17 protein-coding genes and 1 pseudogene are annotated in these 21,650 nt (G+C 62.5%); 12 read left to right on the top strand and 6 right to left on the bottom strand.

The genetic code is table 11. The features are described from left to right. Positions 1 to 68 precede the first annotated feature (68 nt). Entirely contained in the window at positions 69 to 1,223 is a 1,155-nt protein-coding gene (locus X566_RS17910; protein ID WP_034470107.1) for an acyl-CoA dehydrogenase family protein, read from the top strand. Between the two features lie 40 nt (positions 1,224 to 1,263). Then, the gene (locus X566_RS17915; protein ID WP_034470110.1) at positions 1,264 to 2,070 is read left to right on the top strand and encodes a hypothetical protein; all 807 of its coding nucleotides are present in this window, start codon (positions 1,264 to 1,266) and stop codon (positions 2,068 to 2,070) included. Between the two features lie 91 nt (positions 2,071 to 2,161). On the opposite strand, the gene X566_RS17920 is transcribed toward X566_RS17915, so the two are convergent. After that, positions 2,162 to 3,118 (bottom strand): alpha/beta hydrolase, encoded by a 957-nt coding sequence (locus X566_RS17920; RefSeq protein ID WP_051444317.1) that lies wholly within the window; start codon positions 3,116 to 3,118, stop codon positions 2,162 to 2,164. A 25-nt stretch (positions 3,119 to 3,143) separates the two neighbouring features. After that, positions 3,144 to 5,519, bottom strand: coding sequence for a xanthine dehydrogenase family protein molybdopterin-binding subunit (locus tag X566_RS17925; RefSeq protein ID WP_034472287.1), 2,376 nt, complete (start codon positions 5,517 to 5,519; stop codon positions 3,144 to 3,146). A gap of 285 nt (positions 5,520 to 5,804) precedes the next feature. Here X566_RS17925 and X566_RS17930 point away from each other — a divergent pair, with 285 nt between their 5' ends. Further along, the gene (locus X566_RS17930; protein WP_034470113.1) at positions 5,805 to 6,872 is read left to right on the top strand and encodes a Ppx/GppA phosphatase family protein; all 1,068 of its coding nucleotides are present in this window, start codon (positions 5,805 to 5,807) and stop codon (positions 6,870 to 6,872) included. Between the two features lies 1 nt (position 6,873). Continuing rightward, positions 6,874 to 7,557 carry an RlmE family RNA methyltransferase gene (locus X566_RS17935; protein WP_034470116.1) on the top strand — a complete coding sequence of 228 codons (684 nt, stop codon included), beginning with the start codon at positions 6,874 to 6,876 and terminating at the stop codon, positions 7,555 to 7,557. Between the two features lie 100 nt (positions 7,558 to 7,657). Here X566_RS17935 and X566_RS17940 read toward each other — a convergent pair whose 3' ends face one another. Continuing rightward, positions 7,658 to 9,133, bottom strand: coding sequence for a DHA2 family efflux MFS transporter permease subunit (locus X566_RS17940; RefSeq protein ID WP_034470118.1), 1,476 nt, complete (start codon positions 9,131 to 9,133; stop codon positions 7,658 to 7,660). 277 nt (positions 9,134 to 9,410) lie between these two features. Here X566_RS17940 and guaB point away from each other — a divergent pair, with 277 nt between their 5' ends. From guaB to X566_RS17980, 8 genes are all read left to right on the top strand, one after another. Continuing rightward, entirely contained in the window at positions 9,411 to 10,907 is a 1,497-nt protein-coding gene (gene guaB / locus X566_RS17945) for an IMP dehydrogenase (RefSeq protein ID WP_034472288.1), read from the top strand. A gap of 154 nt (positions 10,908 to 11,061) precedes the next feature. After that, positions 11,062 to 12,228 (top strand): MFS transporter, encoded by a 1,167-nt coding sequence (locus X566_RS17950; protein ID WP_034470121.1) that lies wholly within the window; start codon positions 11,062 to 11,064, stop codon positions 12,226 to 12,228. A gap of 36 nt (positions 12,229 to 12,264) precedes the next feature. Further along, on the top strand, positions 12,265 to 13,290 hold the full coding sequence (locus X566_RS17955) for an NADP-dependent oxidoreductase (protein ID WP_081740314.1): 1,026 nt from the start codon (positions 12,265 to 12,267) through the stop codon (positions 13,288 to 13,290). A 200-nt stretch (positions 13,291 to 13,490) separates the two neighbouring features. Further along, on the top strand, positions 13,491 to 13,913 hold the full coding sequence (locus tag X566_RS17960) for an MAPEG family protein (protein WP_034470126.1): 423 nt from the start codon (positions 13,491 to 13,493) through the stop codon (positions 13,911 to 13,913). Between the two features lie 27 nt (positions 13,914 to 13,940). Then, positions 13,941 to 15,239: an RsmB/NOP family class I SAM-dependent RNA methyltransferase gene (locus tag X566_RS17965; RefSeq protein ID WP_034470128.1), complete on the top strand. Its 1,299-nt coding sequence runs from the start codon at positions 13,941 to 13,943 to the stop codon at positions 15,237 to 15,239. Positions 15,240 to 15,303: 64 nt separating this feature from the next. Further along, entirely contained in the window at positions 15,304 to 15,543 is a 240-nt protein-coding gene (locus tag X566_RS17970; RefSeq protein WP_034470130.1) for a hypothetical protein, read from the top strand. Positions 15,544 to 16,051: 508 nt separating this feature from the next. Then, complete coding sequence (guaA, locus tag X566_RS17975) at positions 16,052 to 17,647, top strand: glutamine-hydrolyzing GMP synthase (protein ID WP_034470132.1); 1,596 nt, start codon at positions 16,052 to 16,054, stop codon at positions 17,645 to 17,647. A gap of 11 nt (positions 17,648 to 17,658) precedes the next feature. Beyond that, entirely contained in the window at positions 17,659 to 18,705 is a 1,047-nt protein-coding gene (locus X566_RS17980; RefSeq protein ID WP_051444318.1) for a restriction endonuclease, read from the top strand. A gap of 726 nt (positions 18,706 to 19,431) precedes the next feature. Here X566_RS17980 and X566_RS17985 read toward each other — a convergent pair. From X566_RS17985 to X566_RS25355, 3 genes and pseudogenes are all read right to left on the bottom strand, one after another. Further along, positions 19,432 to 20,470 (bottom strand): annotated as a pseudogene (locus X566_RS17985) (type II toxin-antitoxin system HipA family toxin); the annotation flags it as partial. A 108-nt stretch (positions 20,471 to 20,578) separates the two neighbouring features. After that, entirely contained in the window at positions 20,579 to 21,100 is a 522-nt protein-coding gene (locus X566_RS25350) for a hypothetical protein (protein ID WP_244434829.1), read from the bottom strand. Further along, positions 21,084 to 21,638: a hypothetical protein gene (locus tag X566_RS25355; protein WP_244434830.1), complete on the bottom strand. Its 555-nt coding sequence runs from the start codon at positions 21,636 to 21,638 to the stop codon at positions 21,084 to 21,086. The genes X566_RS25350 and X566_RS25355 overlap by 17 nt, the downstream gene beginning before the upstream one ends. Positions 21,639 to 21,650: the final 12 nt, after the last annotated feature.

The following is a 21,650-nucleotide window of genomic DNA, read 5'->3' on the forward strand; positions in this document are numbered from 1 at the left end:
CGGCGACAATAAGACAATCAGACTTGCCGGCGGCCCGCGACGGGCATGCCATGGCGTGAGGGTAGGAAATGGATTTCGGGCTCAACGACGAACAGAAGCTGCTCAAGGACAGCGTCGACCGGCTGCTGGCCGAGAAATACGATTTCAATACGCGCCAGAAGATCGCGGAGAGCAAGCTCGGCTGGAGCCGCGAGATGTGGGACCAGTATGCGGAGCTCGGCCTGCTGGGCGTCGCCTTCAGTGAGGAGCATGGCGGCATCGGCGGCGGTCCGATCGAAACCTCGATTGTCATGGAAGCGCTTGGCCGCTCGATCGCGCTGGAGCCTTATGTTCCGACCGTCGTGATCGGCGGCGGTTTCATTCAGGCCGGCGGCACCGACAAGCAGAAGCAGGAGATGCTGCCCGCCATTGCGAATGGCAAGCTGCTGCTGGCGTTCGCTTACACCGAGCGTCACTCGCGTTTCGATCTCGCCGACATCAAGACCACGGCCCGCAAGGATGGCAATGGCTGGGTGCTGGATGGCGAGAAGGCGCTGGTCTGGCATGGCGACAGCGCGGACAAGATTTTCGTCACTGCGCGCGTCTCCGGCAACCAGCGGGACAAGGACGGGATCGGCATCTTCATCGTTGATGGCAAGGCAGCCGGCTTGACGCGCAAGCCGATGAAGCTCGCCGACAGCCACCAGGGCGCCGATATCTTTCTAAAGGGCGTCAAGGTCAGCGCCGAGGATGTGATCGGCGAGCCGGGCAGGGCTTATCCGCTGATCGAGCGGGTCGTCGATCGCGCGATCGCGGCGACGATCTCGGAATCGATCGGCTGCATGGACGAGCTTCTCGCAACGACCACCGAATATCTGAAGACGCGTGAACAGTTCGGCCGGCCGATCGGCACGTTCCAGGCGCTGCAGCATCGCGCTGTCGACATGCTGATGAATGTCGAGCAGGCACGCAGCATGTCGATGCTGGCGACCATGATGTCGGATCAGTCCGACAACAGTGAGCGCCGCAAGTCGATTTCGGCGGCCAAGGTGCATCTGAGCAAGGCGTCGCGCTACGTCGGCGAACAGGCCATTCAGTTGCATGGCGGGATCGCCATGACCATGGAATACAAGGCCGGCCACTATTTCCGCAGGCTGATCTCGATCCAGACCCAGTTCGGCGATCTTGATCATCACATGGAGCTGTTGTCGGACGCCGGAGGGCTGGCACCGAGCGACGAGTGAGGATCATCAGACAGGCATCTTGAGCACGGAGGTCCCAGCCATGACCAAGCAGTTCGAACCTTACAGCATCGTGGCATTCAATGCGGCGAAGCTGTCCGAGAACAAGATGCACGATGACACGGTGGCGAAGAAATTCGGCTTTACGGGCGGCCTCGTTCCCGGCGTCGATGTCTTCGCCTATATGAGCCACGCGCCCTTGACGCTCTGGGGGCGCGCGTTCCTCGAACGCGGCCACATGGAAGGCCGCTTCGGCAAGCCGATCTACGATGGTGAGACGGCGACGGTGACCGCGATCGAGCGCGACGGCGGCCTGGATGTGCAGATCGAGAGTCGTGGCGTGGTTTGCGGCACTGGCCGCGCCACGCTGCCTGCGTCGTCGCCACCCGTCGCGCTTGGCGATTTCAAAACCGGCAATCCGCCCGCGCACGAGCAGCGTCCGCCGGCAGATGAGGTGAGTTACAAGGTCGGCTCATGGCTGAGCATTCATACCTTCAGCTTTTCGCCGGAGCAGCAGGCGCAGTATCTGAAGGATATTTGCGAGGCCGATCCGATCTATGCGAAAGAGGGGATCATCCACTCTGGCACGATCCTGCGGGCATGCAACTGGGCGCTGACCCATAACGCCAAGATGGGACCGTGGATTCACGTCGGCAGCACGATTCAGCAGCTGGGGCTTGGTCGCGTTGGCGATGAGATTTCGGTGCGTGCGAAGGTGGCCAAGAATTTCGAGAACAAGGGCCACAAGATCGTCGAGCTCGATGCGCTGGTCATTGCCAACGGCAAGACGCCGATTGCGCGCGTCGCGCATGCGGCGATCTACGAGCCGCGGCAGGCGCGGGCGGCATAAAGCGAAAGCTGGCGCGGCGCCTTTCCGCCGGCGGCGGTGACAGTGACAGGCGGATGCCCGTTCGCATGATGCAAGCGCGTCAGGATAGACGTTAAAGCAGCCGGGCCTTCAGGAACGTGGTCGCGCTGTCGATCATCTCCTGCGCGACCGGCAGGTGCCGCACGCGGTTGATGAAACCGTGATTGGCACCCTTCGCCAGGACGAACTGATCGCCGCTGCGTAACGCGCGCAGCTTGTCATAGAACTGCACCGAGTCATCGCGCAGCACATCGCATTCGGCTGCGCAGATCCACGCAGGCGGTGATGCCGCGAGGTTGCCGTTCATCGGCGTGATCGCCGGATCGTCTGTCTTTCCCGCCGGCGCGTAGAGATTAAAGAACATCTGCATGCGATCGCGCGAAAGGCCGAAGCGGCCGTCGCCGAAATGCAGATAGGAAGGCGTGTCGAAGTCATTGCCGAGCACGCCATAAAACAGCAGCTGGGCCGCGAAAGTCGCGGCGGGGGCGCGCAGGGCAACGGCGGCCGCGAGATTGGCGCCCGCCGATGCGCCGCTGATCGCAAGGCGGGCGGGATTTCCGCCGTAGTTCCTACCTTCGGACTTGATCCAGCGCAGCGCGGCTTCGCAATCGTGTAGGCCGGCGGGGAACGGATGCTCCGGCGCCAGCCGGTAGCTGGTGGAGACGACCACCATGCCGGTCTGCGCGGCGAGGTGGCGGGCGAGCGGCTCGGTCTCCTCGATGCTGCCGAACGCCCAGCCGCCGCCGTGGATCAGCAGCAGCATGGGGGCTGCGGTCGTTGCCGTCGGCCGATAGACGCGGGCTCGCACTGCGCCCGTTTCACCGGGGATGCGGACGTCCGTCATCTGGTACGGCACTGGCGCACCCTCGATCCAATAGCCGCAGATCTGCGCGCGCAACGCGCGCTCTGCGGCCATGCCGTCGGGAATGGGATGACCTTCGCGCAACCTGGCTTCGATGGCCACCACCTCGCGCATCGCGGCACTTGGCTTTGCGCCGGCGACGACATCGCTCACGGTTTCTGGGTCCATCGAGGCTTTCCTTGCAGTCTTCGTGCTACGCGGCCTTGGTAGACTGCTTGGCCTGCTGGATTGCCGTCCACACACGCTCGGGCGTCAGCGGCATGTCGATGTGCTCGACGCCGAGTTCGGACAATGCATTGATGACCGCATTGACGACGGTGGAAAGGCTTCCGGCACAGCCGGCTTCGCCGCAGCCTTTGGTGCCGAGCGGATTAGAGGTCGCAGGCGAGGGATGGCTGTCGAGGGTGATGCTCGGCACGTCGCCTGCGCGCGGCATCGCATAGTCCATGAACGAGCCGGTGATCGGCTGGCCGTCGCCATCATAGCTGACACACTCCATCAAAGCCTGTCCGATGCCCTGAGCGACGCCGCCGTGGACCTGGCCCGCGACCATCAACGGATTCACCTCGACGCCGAAGTCGTTGACGCCGGTGTATTTGACGATGGCGATCGTGCCTGTCTCGGGATCGACCTCGACCTCCGCCACATGGCAGCCGTTCGGGAAGGTGGCCTGCACGTCGCTCGTCATATGATCGACGTCAAGCGAGGCCGGCCCGCCATTGCCCTTGCCTTCCTGCAGCATCTTGGCGAGATCCAGGATGTTGATGCCACGGTCGGTGCCGGCGATCCTGAACTGACCGCCTGCGAATTCGATATCCGCGGAGGATGCCTCCAGCACATGTGCTGCGGCCTCCTTGCCCTTTTCGATGACGAGATTGGAGGCTTCGACGATGGCCTGACCGCTGGCCGTGATCGAGCGCGAGCCACCAGTGCCGTTGCCCGAATGGACGATGTCGCTGTCGCCCTGAACCAGGCGGATCTTGTCGAACGGCACGCCGAGCCGGTCGGAGAGAACCTGCGAGTAGGGTGAGGCGTGGCCCTGGCCGTAATCGAGCGTGCCGGTAATGAAGGTCACGCCGCCGTCCTTGTCGAAGACAATCTTGCCGAGCTCCTTGCTCGGCGGTGCCGTGACCTCGAGATAGGCGCCGACAGCGATGCCGCGCAGCTTTCCAGCCTTGCGGCTTTCCTTCTTGCGCTTGGCGAAGCCGGGATAATCGGCAGTCTTCAGCGCATTGGCCATCACCGCAGGAAAATCGCCGCTGTCATATTGCATGCCGGACGAGGCCATGAATGGCATCTGCGCGCTCTTGATCAGGTTCTTCTTGCGCAGCGCGATCCGGTCGATGCCCATTTCGTCGGCCGCCCGCTCGATCAGCCGCTCCATGAAGTAGTTGGCCTCGGGGCGACCGGCACCGCGATAGGCGCCCATCACTGAGGTATTGGTCAGCACGCACTTGATGCTCACTTCGATTTGCTGCGTCTTGTAGACGCTTGCGATGTTCTTGGCGATGCCGAGTGAGAGCGGGCTCGGCATCACGCCGGCGAGATAGCCGCCGACATTGCCGTAGCCGGTGATGCGCACTGCGAGGAAGTTACCGTCCTTGTCGAGCGCGAGTTCGGCGTGAACCTCGCTCGCGCGGCCATGGCTGTCGGACAGAAAGCTGCCCGAACGCTCGTCGGTCCATTTGACCGGCCGGCCGAGTTGCTTGGCCGCGTGCAGGAGGCATGTGTACTCAGGATAGTTGACCGACTTCATGCCGAACGAGCCGCCGACATTACCGGTCAGGATGCGGATCTGGTCGGCCTTCACCTTGAGCAGTGTGGCGAGCAGGACGCGGTTGCCGGCGACGCCCTGGGTCGGCACATGCAACGTGTAGAAGTCGCGTTTCGGATCATAGACCCCGATACCCGAGCGTGGCTCCATTGCAGCAACGACGACGCGTGTGTTCTCGAGATCGAGCTTGGTGACATGCGCGGCCTTGGCAAAGGCTTCATCGACCTTTGCGGTGTCGCCATAGTGGAAATCCAGCACCATGTTGTTCGGCACGCTGTCATAGAGCTGCGGCGCGCCGGGCTTGATCGCCTCGGAAGCGCGGGTCACGGCAGGCAGCGGCTCGATGTCGAGCGACACAGCTTCGGCTGCGTCCTTCGCCTGCGCAAGCGTTTCGGCGACGACGATGGCGATCGGATCACCGACGAAGCGCACCTTGCCGACCGCCAGGATCGGCTTGTTGGATTGCAGCAGTGGCGAGCCGTCCTTGCTCTTCAGCGGCATGCGGCTGACGAAGTTGCCGTAGCCGGCTGCAACCATGTCCTCGCCGGTCCAGATGCCGAGCACGCCCGGCATCGCCTTCGCCTCGGTGATATCGACGGATTTGAGCACGCCATGCGGGTGGGTCGATCGGACGATCACCGCGTGAGCCTGTCCCGGCAGATTGAGATCGTCGGTGTAGTTGCCTTTGCCGCGGACCAGCGTGTCGTCTTCCTTGCGGGGGACAGGCTGGCCGATACCGTATTTTTGCGCTGCGATAGCATTTTCGATGGACCGGGCGGACAGATGGTCTTGCATGGCGAAATCCAATCGACGGAAAGGGCTTTGAAGCTGCTGAAGGTGCGGCAAATGCACGGAGAAAGGCTACCGAAATGAGGTGCGGGCCACAACGACGATTGCGGCATGACCCCCGTGCTCAGGTTGCGGACAGGCGCGAGCCGGCCGTTTCGCGGTGCTGTTGGACCGTGAGGCGGAGCAATTGGAGCAGCCGCCCTGTTGCGCCGGTTGGCGTCACTGCTATTCTTCGTTTGAATCGGAAACAGTCGAGCTGTAGGGCCTTGTCCGCGGCGGCAGGAATTTGAGATGGAACACGAGTCGTGGCCGCGCTATGCCGCGGAGCCGCGAGTTGATACGCACGAACATATCTCGCCGCGCCAAGCCGTGCCGGTACGGACCCGTTTGTCCGATACCGCCTATGCCGCTCTCGATCTCGGCACCAACAACTGCCGCCTTCTGATCGCGCGTCCGACTGCGAACAACTTCCGTATCGTCGATTCGTTTTCGCGGATCATCCGGCTAGGGGAGGGTTTGGCCCAAACCGGGCGGATCTCCGAACTCGCCATCGAGCGGGCGCTGTCTGCCTTGCGGGTCTGCCGTGACAAGATCGTCGCCAAGCGAGCGACGCGAACCCGGTTGATCGCGACCGAGGCCTGCCGCACCGCGGCCAATACCGACCGTTTCCGCGAGCGGGTAGACCGCGAACTCGGCATCCGGCTGGAGGTGATCGATCGCGAGACCGAGGCGATGCTGGCGGTGACCGGATGCCTGCCCTTGCTCGATCCGGGCGCAAGCGGCGCCATTCTGTTCGATATCGGCGGCGGTTCGTCGGAACTGGTGCGGCTGGATCGCATCCCAGGGCTTCCGGACGCGACGCCGAAGATCAGCGGTTGGGTCTCGTTGCCGGTTGGCGTCGTCACCCTGGCCGAGCGACGCGGTGGCGTCGATGTGACGCCGCAAGCCTATGCGGCGATGGTCAGCGAAGTGGCCGAGATGCTGGCACCATTTGCCCTGACGCACGGCCGCGATCTCGGCGGGATGCACCTGCTCGGTACCTCGGGCACGGTCACCACGGTCGCCGGCATTTTTCTCGATCTGCCGCGTTACGACCGCAGGCGGGTCGATGGGCTCTGGATGAGCGATGCCGACGTAACCCATACGGTCGATCGGCTGCTGGCGATGAGCTATCAGGAGCGTGTCCATAACGCCTGCATCGGAACAGAACGCGGCGACCTCGTTCTCGCGGGCTGTGCGATCCTTGATGCGATCCGCATGGCGTTTCCCTGTCCACGCCTACGCATCGCTGACCGCGGCCTGCGTGAAGGCATGCTGGTGCAGATGATGCGCGAAGACGGCCTGATGCGGACGTCGTAACATGGCCAAGGACAAGACCGGGCGGCTGCATGTCACCGTCAAGAGCGCTGGCAAGCGTAAACTTTCCTCCAAGCTCTGGCTCGAGCGGCAGCTCAACGATCCTTATGTGTTGCGGGCCAAGCGCGAAGGCTATCGCTCGCGGGCGGCGTTCAAACTGAAGGAGATCGACGACAAGTACAAGCTGCTGAAGCCCGGCATGGCCGTGGTCGATCTGGGCGCGGCGCCTGGCGGTTGGAGCCAGATTGCAGCGACAAAGGTCGGTTCGATCGACGGCAAGGGCAAGGTTGTTGCCATCGATCTTCTGGAGATGCCGGATATTCCCGGCGTCTTGTTCGCCCAGCTCGATTTTCTCGACGACAGCGCGCCCGCGAAACTGCGCGAAATGCTGAGTGGCGGCGCCGATCTCGTGATGTCGGATATGGCTGCCAACACCACCGGGCATCGCAAGACCGACCAACTCCGCATCGTCGGCCTGGTGGAAACGGCGGCAGCATTTGCGGCAGAGGTGCTGAAGCCGGGCGGCACCTTTCTTGCCAAGGTTTTCCAGAGTGGCGCCGATGCGGCGCTGCTCGCCGAACTCAAGCGGGATTACGCGACCATCCGCCACGTCAAGCCCGCCGCGAGCCGACAGGATTCCTCCGAGCGCTACCTGCTGGCGACGGGCTTTCGCGGCCGCAACGAATAGCGGCTCCGTCCGGTCAGTTCGATCTGGTAGCGTATGAAGCCGCGCTTCTCGGCGATTGTTAGCCGCGTGCGACGGTCTCTTCGCTCACCTGCTGTTACGGTCAGCCGAGGCGCTGGTCGCGGGCATCCTCGGTTTCCTCGATGGCCGCCTTCTCGTCCGCCTTCGCCTTTTCCTTTCGGCTGGAAATCTCCTTAGCGCGGCGGCCGGAGACCTGATGGCCCGCGTCCGACGGCATCAGGAAGAAGACGATGGCCGAGGAGGCGGAGATCAGCGCGACGACGACAAAGGCCGGTCCGAAGTCGAAAGCGGTCAGCTCGCCGCCCTTGCGCATCAGCAGCGTCATCTCGACGGAGAAGGCCCCGACCGCCACACCGGCCGAGATCGCCAGTTGCTGGGTGACGCTGACCAGAGTGGTTGCGCGGCTCATGCGCGGGGCATCGACTTCCGCATAGGCGATGGTGTTGATCGCCGTGAACTGCAGCGAACGGAAGAAGCCGCCGACGATCAGCAGCACCAGGATCAACGAGAGGGGCGTCGTCGGCGTGAACAGGGCGCACACTCCCAGAAATGCAGCGCTGATGATGGCATCGATCACCATGATGTTGCGAAAGCCGAACGTACTGATCATTCGCGCGGCCAGCGTCTTCATGCCGAGCGCGCCGACCGCGGAGCCGAAGGTGACCATGCCTGACTGGAATGGTGTCAGGCCGAAGCCGACCTGCAGCAGCAGCGGCAGCAGGAACGGCAGTGCGCCGATGCCGAGGCGGAACAGGAAGCCGCCGAGAATGCTGGCGCGCATGGTCTTCAGCCGCAGCAGCGAGAAGTCGAGAACGGGGAAGGCGACCTTCTTGTAGTGCAGCACGTACAGCGTCATCGAAACCGCACCGGCGACGACGAATGCGACCACGGTCGGCCAGGGCAGGATGTTGAGGCCGGCCACCGACAGGCCGAAGGCGATGCCTCCAAGGCCGATGGCGGCGAGGAAGAAGCCCTTGAAGTCGAACGGCTGGATGTCGTCGCTCTTGATCGGATCGATATAGCGCTGCGCCATATAGATGCCGAGGATGCCGATCGGGATATTGATCAGGAAGATGTAATGCCAGGAGAAGTAGGTGGTGATGAAGCCGCCCAGCGCCGGACCGACCACCGGGCCGATCAGCGCCGGTGCCGTCACCCACGACATCGCCGAGACCAGCATGCGCTTGTCGATGGAGCGCAGCAGTACCAGCCGGCCGACTGGCGTCATCATGGCGCCACCGATCCCCTCGATCGTGCGTGCGATCACGAAATGATTGATCGATTGAGCGAGGGCGCAGCCGATCGAGCCGAGCATGAAGACGACGATCGCCGAGGTGAACACCCGCCGCGCGCCAAAGCGGTCCGCCACCCAGCCGCTGGCCGGGATGAACACCGCCAGCGCCAGCAGGTAGGAGGTAATCGCGAGTTTCAACGTCAGCGGGCTTGTGCCGATATCGGCCGCGATCGCCGGCAGCGAGGTCGCAATGACCGTCGCGTCCATGTTCTCCATGAACAGCGCCGCCGCGACAATGAGGGGAATAATTCTTTCTTTTTGCATGGGCAGGGTGAAATGATCGACCGCGCCCTTCTCCTAGGCGCTTGGCGCAACCCTGTCATCGGCGGGTCCTGCAACCCTCCTATCCTGCAAAAACGGCGGAAAATCCGTTCAATTTCGCGTTCTTGCGTTCGTGACGCTAGGCTTTTCGGAACCGACGTGCTAACGACCAGCGCCAATCCAAACGAGGGGTTCTCGATTCGGTTGCGGGCGAGCCGCAGGCCGGGTGAGGACCTATCATCGTTTTCGCGACCGGGCGCGAAGCCGGAGGGATATGGCAATGAACACTGTACAGAACTGGCGTAACGGCATCCGCGAGGCTTTCACCTTCGACGATGTCCTCCTCAAGCCGGGACTCTCCGACATCCTCCCATCGGAAGCCGATGTCCGCTCGCGATTGACGCGCGCCGTTCCCCTCAACATTCCGGTCATGGCGTCGGCGATGGATACCGTCACCGAAGCGCGTATGGCGATCGCCATGGCGCAGGCCGGCGGCATCGGCGTCATTCACCGCAACTTCGATGTCGAAGGTCAGGCCGCCCAGGTGCGGCAGGTCAAGAAGTACGAGTCGGGCATGGTGGTGAACCCGGTGACCATCGGCCCCGACGAGAAGCTCGTCGATGCGCTGACGTTGATGAAGGATCACGGCATCTCCGGAATTCCCGTGGTGACCGGCGGCGGCAGTCGGCCCGGCAAGCTGGTGGGCATTCTGACCAACCGCGACGTGCGCTTCGCCACCGATCCGGAGCAGCGGGTCTCCGAATTGATGACGAAGGAAAACCTCGTCACGGTGCGTGAAGGCGTCGGCCAGAGCGAGGCGAAGCGGCTCCTGCACCACCATCGGATCGAGAAGCTGCTCGTCGTTGACGACCAGTATCGTTGCGTCGGTCTCATCACGGTGAAGGATATCGAGAAGGCTGTCGCTTACCCGAATGCGAGCAAAGACGAGCAGGGACGTCTGCGCGTGGCGGCCGCGACCACGGTTGGCGACACTGGCTTCGAGCGGACAGAACGGTTGATCGACGCGGGTGTCGATGTGGTCGTGGTGGATACGGCGCACGGCCATTCCTCGCGGGTGCTGGAGGCGGTCAATCGAATCAAGCGGCTGTCGAATGCTGTTCAGGTGGTCGCGGGCAATGTCGCGACGACCGAAGGTGCGCAGGCGCTGATCGATTCCGGCGCGGATGCGATCAAGGTCGGCATCGGTCCGGGTTCGATCTGCACGACGCGTATTGTGGCGGGCGTCGGCGTGCCGCAGCTCACTGCGATCATGGATGCGGTGGAGGCGGCAAAGAAGGCCGGCGTGCCGGTGATCGCCGACGGCGGCATCAAGTATTCGGGCGATCTCGCCAAGGCGCTTGCTGCTGGCGCGGACATCGTCATGGTCGGCTCGCTGCTCGCAGGCACTGACGAGACCCCGGGTGAGGTGTTCCTCTGGCAGGGCCGCTCCTACAAGGCCTATCGCGGCATGGGGTCGGTGGGCGCGATGGCGCGCGGCTCCGCCGATCGCTACTTCCAGCAAGACATCAAGGATTCGTTGAAGCTCGTGCCCGAGGGCATCGAAGGACAGGTTCCCTATAAGGGCCCCGTCGGTAACGTCGTGCATCAACTCGTCGGCGGTCTCCGCGCGGCGATGGGGTACGTCGGCGCCAAGAACCTGGACGAATTCCACGAGAAGGCCGAGTTCGTACGCATCACCGGCGCTGGTCTGCGCGAGAGCCACGTCCATGACGTGACCATCACGCGCGAAGCGCCGAACTACCCCGGCGGTGTATAAGGCCGGCGCTCCTCGATTGGACGCATGACGCCCGCGCGTGACGGCGGCGAGTTGCCGCTTGCCATCGCTTGGTCCGCGATGGATGATCGCTCAATTAAAGCAACGACGAGAGCACGCGACCGAGCGTGCCGGGTTGTCCGGGAGCGATGGGCGGGTGGCGGTACAGGAAAGAAACGACGAGCCGGAGCAGGCTGCACCGAGCGAACAGGGCTACCGCAACACCATCGTTTCCGGCGCGTGTCTGAGCATCGCCTGGTTCGGCGATTCCGTTATCTATATCGTGCTTCCGCTGTATGCGGCGGCGTTTGGCCTCGACGCGTTTCTCGTCGGCGTGCTGCTGTCCGTGAACCGCGTGGTGCGGATCCTCGGTTACGGCTGGGTGGCGCCGCTGGCGCGCAGGTTCGGTGCGAACGTGTTGACGGCTGCAGCCTGCCTTGCTGCTGCGCTGACCACCGTGGGTTATGGACTGGCATCGACCTTCGCGCTGTTCTTCCTGGCCCGCTGCGTGTGGGGTGGAGCGTGGGGCATTCTCAACCTTCTCATGACAGCCTATGCCTATGGAGACGGGCAGGGCGCGGGCAAGCGCATCGGTGTCGCCCGCGCCGCCAGCATCGCCGGTCCGTTTGCGGCATTGCTGGCGGTCGGGCCGTTGTGCGTCGCGATCGGTCCGCACAAGATGTTCGTGTTGTACGGGCTGTTGAGCTTCGCCGCCGTTCCGCTCGCATTCCTGCTGCCGCCGATGCGGGCGGCACCGAAGGATGAGACCCGGACGGTGCGTCGCTGGGTGCCGACGCCTTTGAATGTGCTGTTCTTCGGGTTGGCCTTCGCGGCTGACGGTGTGCTCGGGACGACGATTTCGGTGCTGCTGTCCGGCTTCATGCCGGCGTCGCAGGCGATCATCGGCGCCGGTCTCATCATTGCCTTCCAGCGGCTGGTGGGAATCGTGCTTGCGTTCGCCAGTGGACCGGTGACGGACCGGATCGGCGCCCGCCATCTGCTGCTGCCTTGCACGCTCGTCGTCATTGCGGGGCTGTGCATCATCGCCGCAGGCTATGTCTATGCCGGCGCCATTATCGTCATCTTCGCGCGCGGATTGCTGCAAACGGTGGGACCGGTGCTTGCCGCCGAGCGCTCCACCGACCGGATCGCTGCGCTTGCGTCCTATTCGACCTGGACCGACGTGGGACTTGCCGGCGGCGCATTTCTTGGCACCGTCGGCGTTGCATCGCTCGGCTATGCACCCACTTATTCGCTGATGGCGTTAGCGCTGCTGCTCGCGACCGCCTGGCAATATTTCGCGTCGCGGAATTCCGTCGCCTGACGGATCGCGTCACCTGACAACTGGAGGAAGATGTCCATGGCTACTGCCCAACGTATCGTTCTGGCTTCGCGTCCCGTCGGCGAGCCGAAGCCGGAGAATTTCCGGCTGGAAGAGAGTCCAGTGCCGGTGCCCGGACAGGGGCAGGTGCTGTTGCGGACGATCTGGCTGTCGCTCGATCCGTATATGCGCGGCCGAATGAGCGATGCGCCGTCCTATGCCGCACCGGTGCAGATCGATCAGGTGATGGAGGGCGGCACGGTGAGCGAGGTGGTGGCCTCCAACAACCCGGACTTCAAGGTTGGCGACGTCGTGCTCAGCCGCGCGGGCTGGCAGACCCACTTCGTGTCTGACGGCAAGGGGCTGCGCAAGATCGATGCGAAGGCGGCGCCGACCTCGACTGCGCTCGGTGTCCTCGGCATGCCGGGCATGACCGCCTACACGGGCCTGCTCGATATCGGCAAACCGCAGCAGGGCGAGACCGTCGTCGTTGCGGCTGCGTCCGGTGCTGTGGGCTCCGTGGTCGGGCAAATCGCCAAGATCAAGGGCGCGCGGGCGATCGGCATCGCCGGCGGCCCTGACAAGTGCAAGTATGTGAAGGACGTGCTCGGCTTCGATGACTGCATCGACCATCGCGATCCGGATATGGCGACCAAGCTGAAGGCGGCGTGTCCGAAGGGCATCGACGTCTATTTCGAGAACGTCGGCGGCAAGGTGTTCGAGGCGGTGCTGCCGCTGCTCAATCCGTTCGCGCGCATTCCCGTTTGCGGTCTGATCGCGCAGTATAACGCGTTCGAGGAGGAGAAGGGCGGTAAGGCCATGTCGTTCCTGATGCGCAGCGTGCTGACCAAGCGGCTGACCATTCGCGGATTCATCGTCAGCGATTTTGCCGCTCGCTACAATGACTTCATCGCCGACGCGACGAAGTGGTTCAGCGAGGGCAAGATCAAGCATCGTGAGACGGTGGAAGAAGGGCTGGCCAATGCGCCGCGCGCCTTCATGGGCATGCTGCGCGGCGAGAACTTCGGCAAGCAGCTTGTGCGGGTCGGGCCGGACAAGGCTTGAGGCAAACGCACGGAAGAGAAAAAGGCCGGGCTCGCCCCGGCCTTTTATTTGGCGAAGCGTACACCAGCTTTATAGCCCAGTCTTCGGCCACTCATGAACGGGCAGCTGAACAGTTTGGCAATGTCTCGCGATTGTCACATGGGATTGGCCTCGATATAGCGAAGCGCGGGTACCGGGAAATGGTGCCAAGGAGGCTTGCCATGTCCGTTACGGAAGTCCTGCTGCCGGTGTTTGCCCAGGTTCTGCTCGTTTTCATCCTTCTGTTCTGGATGGGAAAGGAGCGAACCACCGCCTTGGCCGCTCGCGAGGTGCAGATGAAGGATATTGCCCTCGACGAGCCGAATTGGCCGCGGCATGCGACCCAGCTTGGTAACTGCCTGAAGAACCAATTTGAGTTCCCGGTCCTGTTCTATGTCCTCGTGGCGCTGGCGTTGCCGCTGCGCCAGGCGGACCTGCTGTTCGTCCTGTTGTCGTGGGTGTTCGTCGTCACCCGTTATGTGCATGCGGGAATCTTCGTGACGTCCAACAATGTCAAACAGCGTTCGCTGGCGTTCTCTGCCGGTGTCTTGGTGCTGCTGGTCATGTGGGCCGTCTTTGCCGTCAAAATTCTGCGCGTCGTCTGAACGCTCGATCGAGTAAAGTTTGTCGTCATGACCCCTGCCGCTCGCCTGTCCGCCGCGATCGAGGTGATCGCCATCATCGAGAACCAGCGTATTCCCGCGGCGAATGCGTTGAAGGAATGGGGTGTCGCGCATCGCTTTGCCGGGTCCGGTGACCGTGCCGCGATCGCGGGGCTCGTCTACGATGTGCTCCGCCGCCGCTCGTCTTCGGCGTGGCTGATGGGAGAAGATACGCCGCGTGCGCGCGTTCTCGGCATGTTGAAGCTGGAGCGCGGCTTCGATGCGGAGCGGATCGCGCTCCTTTGCGACGGCGCGCGCTTTGCGCCCGAACCTCTTAGCGAGGCGGAGAGGGCTGCATTGAGGTCGCGCACCTTGGACGATGCGCCGGCGGCGGTCGCGGGCGATTATCCCGAGTGGCTGGACGCGGAGCTTGCAACGGCATTCGGCGATGCGCGCAAGGACGAAGCTGCCGCGATGGCACGGCGGGCGCCGCTCGATCTTCGCGTCAACACGTTGCGCGGGCAGCTAGCAAAGGCGCTCGCTTCGTTGCGTCATCTTGGTGCGGCGGCAACACCGTGGTCGCCGCTGGGCCTGCGCATTGTGCTCGATGCCGATGCGCGCAGCCCCGGCATTCAGGCCGAACCGGATTTCCTGAAAGGCGTCGTCGAGGTGCAGGACGAGGGCTCGCAGCTTGCGGCGCTGTTTACCGGCGCGAAGCCCGGCGAGCAGGTGATCGATCTTTGCGCGGGTGCGGGCGGCAAGACGCTGGCGCTCGCGGCCATGATGGAGGGACGCGGGCGGTTGATTGCTACCGATCGCGATAAACGCCAGCTCGCGCCGATTCATGAGCGGCTGTCGCGAGCCGGAGTTCATAATGCTGACGTGCGAACGCCCAAAGAGGGTGATCCGCTTGCCGGTCTTGCAGGTCAATCGGATCTCGTCGTCATTGATGCGCCATGCACCGGAACGGGAACCTGGCGGCGCAATCCGGATGCGAAGTGGCGGATGCGACGGGGCGCCTTGGAACAGCGCGTGAAGGATCAGGCCGAGGTGCTTGATCGCGCGGCCGCGCTGGTCAAACCCGGCGGCCGTATCGCCTACATCACCTGTTCGGTTCTTCCACAGGAAAACGGCGAGCAAATTCGTGCTTTCGTTGCGCGACATCCCAATTTTGAAACGATCAGCCCGACAAAAGTGATAGAGCCGCTGGGAGAACGCGCCGTTGCGTTTCAACAGGCGGCGATGCTATCCGAAGATGGTTTGTTGATGACGCCAAGGCGGACGGGGACCGATGGCTTCTTCGTTTCCGTCTTGAAAAGACCGCAATAGGCAGGCTGTCCTGACTGGTTGAGACAGACACGGATGGCGCGCGATTTGCCTTGAAAGGAAGACGATGTTGAAGAAGGTTCTGCTTTTGACGCTGGTTGCAGGTTCTTTCGCGACTGAGGCTTTCGCGCAACAGGCGCAACCGCGCAGCCGCGAATACGAAGAGAAGGCCTGCGGCCGCGATGTGTCCCGTTATTGCAAGGCGGTGATCAACGAGAGCGACCTGACCATTCTCGCCTGCCTGCAGCAACACCGCCCGAAGATCTCTCAGGCCTGCCAGAAGGTCCTGAAGGACAACGGCGTCTGAGGCTGATTTTCTTCCCGTCTTTCATCCAATCACCAATCAATGAGGCTATCCCGGTCTGGGCCGGGTAGCCGAGCATTGGCAGCTAACGTCAACCGGCCTTCGCTGGAAAGCGTTGGCTGAGTTCTGCACGATCAGGCCAGCATCGACCCGCTGATCGGTGAACTGTCCATGTCTGCGTCGGTCCGCATCGGCGCCTGACGCGTCTTGACACTGATCCCAAGGCGGCTTGTGCTACGAGGTGCGCATCCAACCAGATGATCCGCTAGGTCATCTGGTCGATCTCCAGCCCTGAAATTGTTTTTGGGCTCGGGAGAGTCCCCAGACGAGAATACCGCCTCTGGTTCAGGGCAGGGTGAAAACGAGGATATTCGCTTGCCAGGATTTCCATCCATGACTTATAATAGGTCAGTATTACTGACATAATATCCAAGTTCAGAGCGGATGTGGAATGTCGCCATCGGTCTTCGCAGATGTTGCCGTGCGGCACCGATCCGCGTAATGGCTCTCCATGACCCCAGCTCATACGCAGCGTGAGTCGGCGCCCCTGAAGGCCCCGGCGCATGACAAGATTCTGATCGTCGATTTCGGCAGTCAGGTGACCCAGCTCATTGCGCGGCGCGTCCGCGAGGAGGGGGTCTATTCGGAGATCGTGCCGTTCCAGAAGGCCGAGGCGGCTTTTCGGGAAATGCAGCCGAAGGCGGTGATCCTGTCCGGCGGGCCGGCTTCGGTGCTGGAGGCGAACGCGCCGTCCGCGCCCGCAAGCATCTACACCGCGGGCGTGCCGGTGCTCGGCATCTGCTATGGCGAGCAGACCATGGCCCAGCAGCTCGGCGGCAAGGTCGAGGGCGGTCATCATCGCGAATTCGGCCGCGCGACCATCGAAGTGACCGACGATTGCACCCTGTTCGACGGCGTGTGGGAGAAGGGCGGCAAATACGACGTCTGGATGAGCCATGGCGATCGCGTGACGCAGCTGCCAGACGGTTTTCGCGCTGTCGCCAAGGCCCCGGGCTCGCCGATCTCGGTGATCGCCGACGACAAGCGCAAGTTCTATGCGATGCAGTTCCATCCGGAGGTGGTGCACACGCCGGACGGCGCGAAGCTCCTGCGCAACTTCGTGCGCAAGGTGGCGGGTCTCAAGGGCGACTGGACGATGCGTGCCTTCCGCGAGGAGGCGATCGAGAAAATTCGTGCGCAGGTCGGCTCCGGCCGCGTGATTTGCGGACTATCGGGCGGTGTCGACTCGGCGGTGGCGGCGGTGCTGATCCATGAGGCGATCGGCAGCCAGTTGACCTGCGTGTTCGTCGACCATGGCCTGTTGCGGCTCGCCGAAGCCGAGACGGTCGTGAACCTGTTCCGCAACCACTACAACATTCCGCTCGTGCATGTGGATGCATCCGAGCAGTTTCTCGGCGAGCTGAAGGGCGTCACCGATCCGGAGCAGAAGCGCAAGACGATCGGCCGGCTGTTCATCGATGTGTTCGAAGCCGAGGCAAAGAAGATCGGCGGTGCGGAGTTCCTGGCGCAAGGTACGCTTTATCCCGACGTGATCGAGAGCGTCTCGTTCACCGGCGGCCCCTCGGTGACGATCAAGTCGCACCACAATGTCGGCGGTCTGCCCGAGCGCATGAACATGAAGCTCGTGGAACCCTTGCGCGAGCTGTTCAAGGACGAGGTCCGCGTGCTGGGCCGCGAGCTCGGCTTGCCCGACGTGTTCGTCGACCGTCACCCGTTTCCGGGGCCGGGGCTCGCCATCCGCTGTCCGGGCGACATCACGGTGGACAAGCTCGACATCCTTCGTCAGGCGGATGCGATCTACATCGAGGAGATCCGCCGCGCGGGTCTCTACAACGCGATCTGGCAGGCCTTCGCGGTGCTGCTGCCGGTGAAGACCGTCGGCGTAATGGGTGATGGCCGCACCTATGATTACGTGGTGGGCCTGCGCGCAGTGACATCGACCGACGGAATGACCGCGGACTTTTATCCGTTCGACATGCGCTTCCTCGGCGCGACCGCAACCCGCATCATCAACGAGGTCAAGGGCGTTAACCGCGTCGTCTACGATGTGACCAGCAAGCCGCCCGGGACAATCGAGTGGGAGTGAGAGTCACTTAAGTGTCCAAGCTCGCTCTTTCGCCGATGCTCGTACAGTATCTTGTTGGCTTATGCTGTCTACGGTGGCACCCGGACGCGGTTGATGTGGTCTTGGGCGACATGGTGCTGGACACCGCAGCCGGCAAGCCACGAGATGTCGACGTCACTGTTACAATCTCACAATCCGGTCATGTCACTCACACGTTCAAGGCATATGAGGTAAAGCACGAGAGCAAGCCGTTGGACGTCGCCGAGGTCGAACAACTGTGTCTCAAGCTCTTGGACATGCCGTCGGTCACCCACAAGGCCATCGTTTCAGCATCGGGATTCACAACAAGTGCTCGGGATAAAGCAATCCGGCACGGCATCACTCTTTACGAACTTCGTCCGTGGACGCGACCGTTGCAGGAACAGTTTCCCAGTCTGACGATGCAAGGCACTGCTCAAGAATGCTTCCCGATGAGTCAGTTACTGCTCTGCTGGATTGACGAACAGTTTGCGATAGTTGCCCGGGAAGCGACAGGGCCATTCTCGGTTCAGTCTAACGACGGGCTATTTGACTCTTCGGGGAAGAAACATGCGAAGCATAAAACATTCGGCGACTATCAAAACGAGTTGTTGTTTCGATCGACGGAGATACTTTTTCCGTTAGGACCTGCGGCGACGGTTTTGCGGACGTTTCCTATCCCTCATTCTGCGCCAGATGGCATTGTGCGAGCCGGTCCGGCATGGCCGCATACGCACACCTTAGATGTACAGGGTGATGATGTGTACGTGGATACTGGAAACGGTATCTGTCGCATCGATTCTGTCACGATCAATGGTTACCTCCAGTGGCAGCGCGGTGGTGATCCGCTGTACTACGTGATGGATGAAATACCAGGTGGTGAAGCATTTGCCGGCGCGCTAATCGCCCCGGGGAAGCGGGAAGGGCAAATGACTGCGCTCGTTTTCTCACCAAAGACGCGCGACATCGGAATTAACTTTGTGCAGTTGGCGAAGAAACACCTGAACTGCATACGTGAGCTGACGCTGGCGCAGCCGACGGCGAAGAACAGCGAAACGTGATCATCGTCCACGGCGGACTCATGAGTTTGTCTCCGCCTCCGCCGTCGTAACCTCGTAAGCTATCCATAACCACGCGAAGACGGAGACCTGGAGCGTGGCGCGCCCCAAGGGGGCCTGCGATAGGCATGACGGTATTTTCTATGAGGGTGTAACTTGCACTCGACCAGGGGCGAGCAGAAAATTCGACCAATCGATGTCGATAGTCCCTGAAACCGAGCAAACCTCGGATCATCGAAATTTACGTTTCAAATCAAGAGCGCGAATTTCTGACGGATCGGGCATACGGTGCTTGAGCGTGTGCGGAAAAATGGGGCTGACAATTCAACGCGTTACCATGGCTGAAATAATTGAGTGGGATGAGGGGTGGTCGCCCTAAAAAATTTCCTTTTTAATTCAATGGCTTATTTGGCTTGAAGGGTGATCGGCCGTACATCGTCAGTTCCACCCAGCAATCCCATAGCTTATTGAAAACAGAATTTGTAAGGCGCTGATCAGTTTATCGCGTTAGAAGCCGGATAAGTTGACGGTCTTTCTGACGGTCTTTTCTGAAAGGCACGCCAGCCGAAACCAAAAGACCGTCAGTCAGAGTGCACCGCGTTGACGGTCTTTTCCATTTGAGAGAGCGCGAGTTGTCGTAGTTGAGCTACGGCAGCGGCAATAAAATCAAACAATCGCGTGCCGGTACGCGCTCTCGATGCAGGATCGAAGTGTGGACAAAGGTCCGCGTCACAGCGCCAACGCCCGCTTGAGATCGTCGTGCTCAAAAGCGCTGGCCATGCGGGTGATCTTAGCGGGCCGGGCGCCGGCTTCTTTCGCGGTCTCCCGCCAGGTCGCCGTCACGACCGCGACTTCCTTGATGATGGCGCGCGCTGGCGCGAGGCCGAGGCCGAAGTACTCGGAGGCCGCCTCGAGGAGATCGATCGAGCAGGTGCCTTCGTCCAGATCGATGTTCGTCGTCAGCACCCGGGCCTTGAGGTCGGTAGGGACTGGGTTGAGATCATAGACGGGGGAGAGCGACCAACCGCCTTGCCGAGCCACAGGAAGCCGTGGTTGCGCAGGTGATCATCCACGTTCGAGATCAGCACGTTGAGGGCGACACGACGGTACAGCGCCTGCGCGTCGGTCTTCGCTTGCGCCCCGTGCCGCGTCAACGCATCGACGATTTCGGGATAGCTGCCGCGCTCGCCGTCCTTCGACCCCGTCATCGCCATGGCGGAGAGGAACGGGATACGAATGGCACCGTTCCTATCGAAGCGGCGAGATAGAAGCACCGCCTTTCCGTCGACCCGCAGCAATTCGTGGGAGGGCGTGGCGATGCCGGCCCGCGCCGCCAGGCGCAAGGCAATCTCCTCCCAGGTTTCCAAGCTGTAGTCGTCGGTTTCCTTGGGGAACTTCGCGATGGAGAGGTGGCCATGCTGATCGATGATCGACGCCTTGGGGCGCGAACCTCCAAGCGACGATCCGGGCGCGAAGATGAGTTGGAGATCTTCGTCCGTCTCCTCGTCGCGCATGACACGCTCCGTCACGGCGAGGAGACGTCCGAGCTCGATCAGGGCGGGCACGCCCTCGCGGAGCGGCGCTTGAAACACGTCATCGCCGGCCCAGCGGAACCGGAGCGCGCCAAGGGGGGTCTCATCGGCGACGCCAAGAAGATAGTCGCTTTCGGCGAGGGTTCGAACCGCGCGGTCTTCGCGCTCGCGAGGCGCCGCTCGGCGCGCTGCATGAGGCGGCGCCCCCAGGTGTCGGGGGCCGAGTCGCCGATGGCCTACGTCGTCCCTTCGTCGGCGGTCCGTGTCCAGTGTGATGACCTGGCATCAGTCGCTCGCGCGGCGCTACGAGCGCCCGCGTCGGCATTTGGGACGTCGGGTCATCGTCAGCGAAGCAGGTCGGGAAGTTCGTAGAGCAGCTTTAGCGCGTCTGACCAACCAACGTCCGAAAACAGGCGCAGGATCTCGACGAGCGCGGCGCGGCGTGTGTTATTCTCGAAGATCGAGCGGTGGTCAGCGATATAGCGGGTGATCATCCGTACGATGACCGGCGCGGCAAGGCCTTCGTGATGATAGCCCTCGCGTGCGGCCGGGCCTGTCAGCAGCGCATGGAGCGCGTCGAACACGCCGGCCGGATCGCCGGGGATCAGAAACTCGTAGAGTTCGACGAGATGATGGTGTGTCGAAGGTTCGTGTGAGGTCGCCAGCAGAGCGAGCATCGGGCGATAATCGACAAGGAACCGGTGTATGGTGTCGGGGGACGTGAGCCCGACCTTCGCCTCGCGATTGTCGGCATGCGCGCCCGAGCCGAAATAGACCTGGTTCATCAGGTGGCCGATCACCGATTCCGCCGCCTTGTAGGTGGCGATGGCGGCCTCGCGTTCGGCGCCCTCAACCGTTTCGCCCATGACCGCGGCATGGCTGGCGTCCGCAGCTGCCGAGCACGCCTCCAGAATGACCATTGCCGCTTGCTGTGAGCGATTCAGCAAGCCCCGCATCGCGCTCCTCACCGCTCGCATAGCGGGCGAAGAAGGCGCCGCGTAGCATCGACAGGAAGGAGGTGAAGAACTCGCGGTGCGCGGCGGGGTCACCGACCCAAGCCTTGAGCCATTCGAGCGCGATGGCCTCTTCCTGCCAGCACCAGAGCTGCGCGGTCAGGCCGCCGAGCTGTTCGGCGACCTTGTCGCGGCCGGGCTTGTCGTCGCGCTCGATTGCCTCGCGGCGGGCGCGGACGATCTCGATGATCGCCTTGCATTTCTCGACGTCCTGCCAGGTGACGCGCGGCACGACATAGTGAAGGAAAGACGCCAACACTTCGGTGTGCGGCTCGTCACGCGCCACCTGCTCGGCGAGGTCCCACAGCTTTTCCCGTGCGACATGCCATAGCACCAACAAGCGTTGCGCGGCTTGGAGGCGGACCTGGGGCGCTGGATCGGCGAGCATCACATCGAACTTGCC

The sequence above is a fragment of the Afipia sp. P52-10 genome (assembly GCF_000516555.1).
GTDB lineage: Bacteria > Pseudomonadota > Alphaproteobacteria > Rhizobiales > Xanthobacteraceae > P52-10.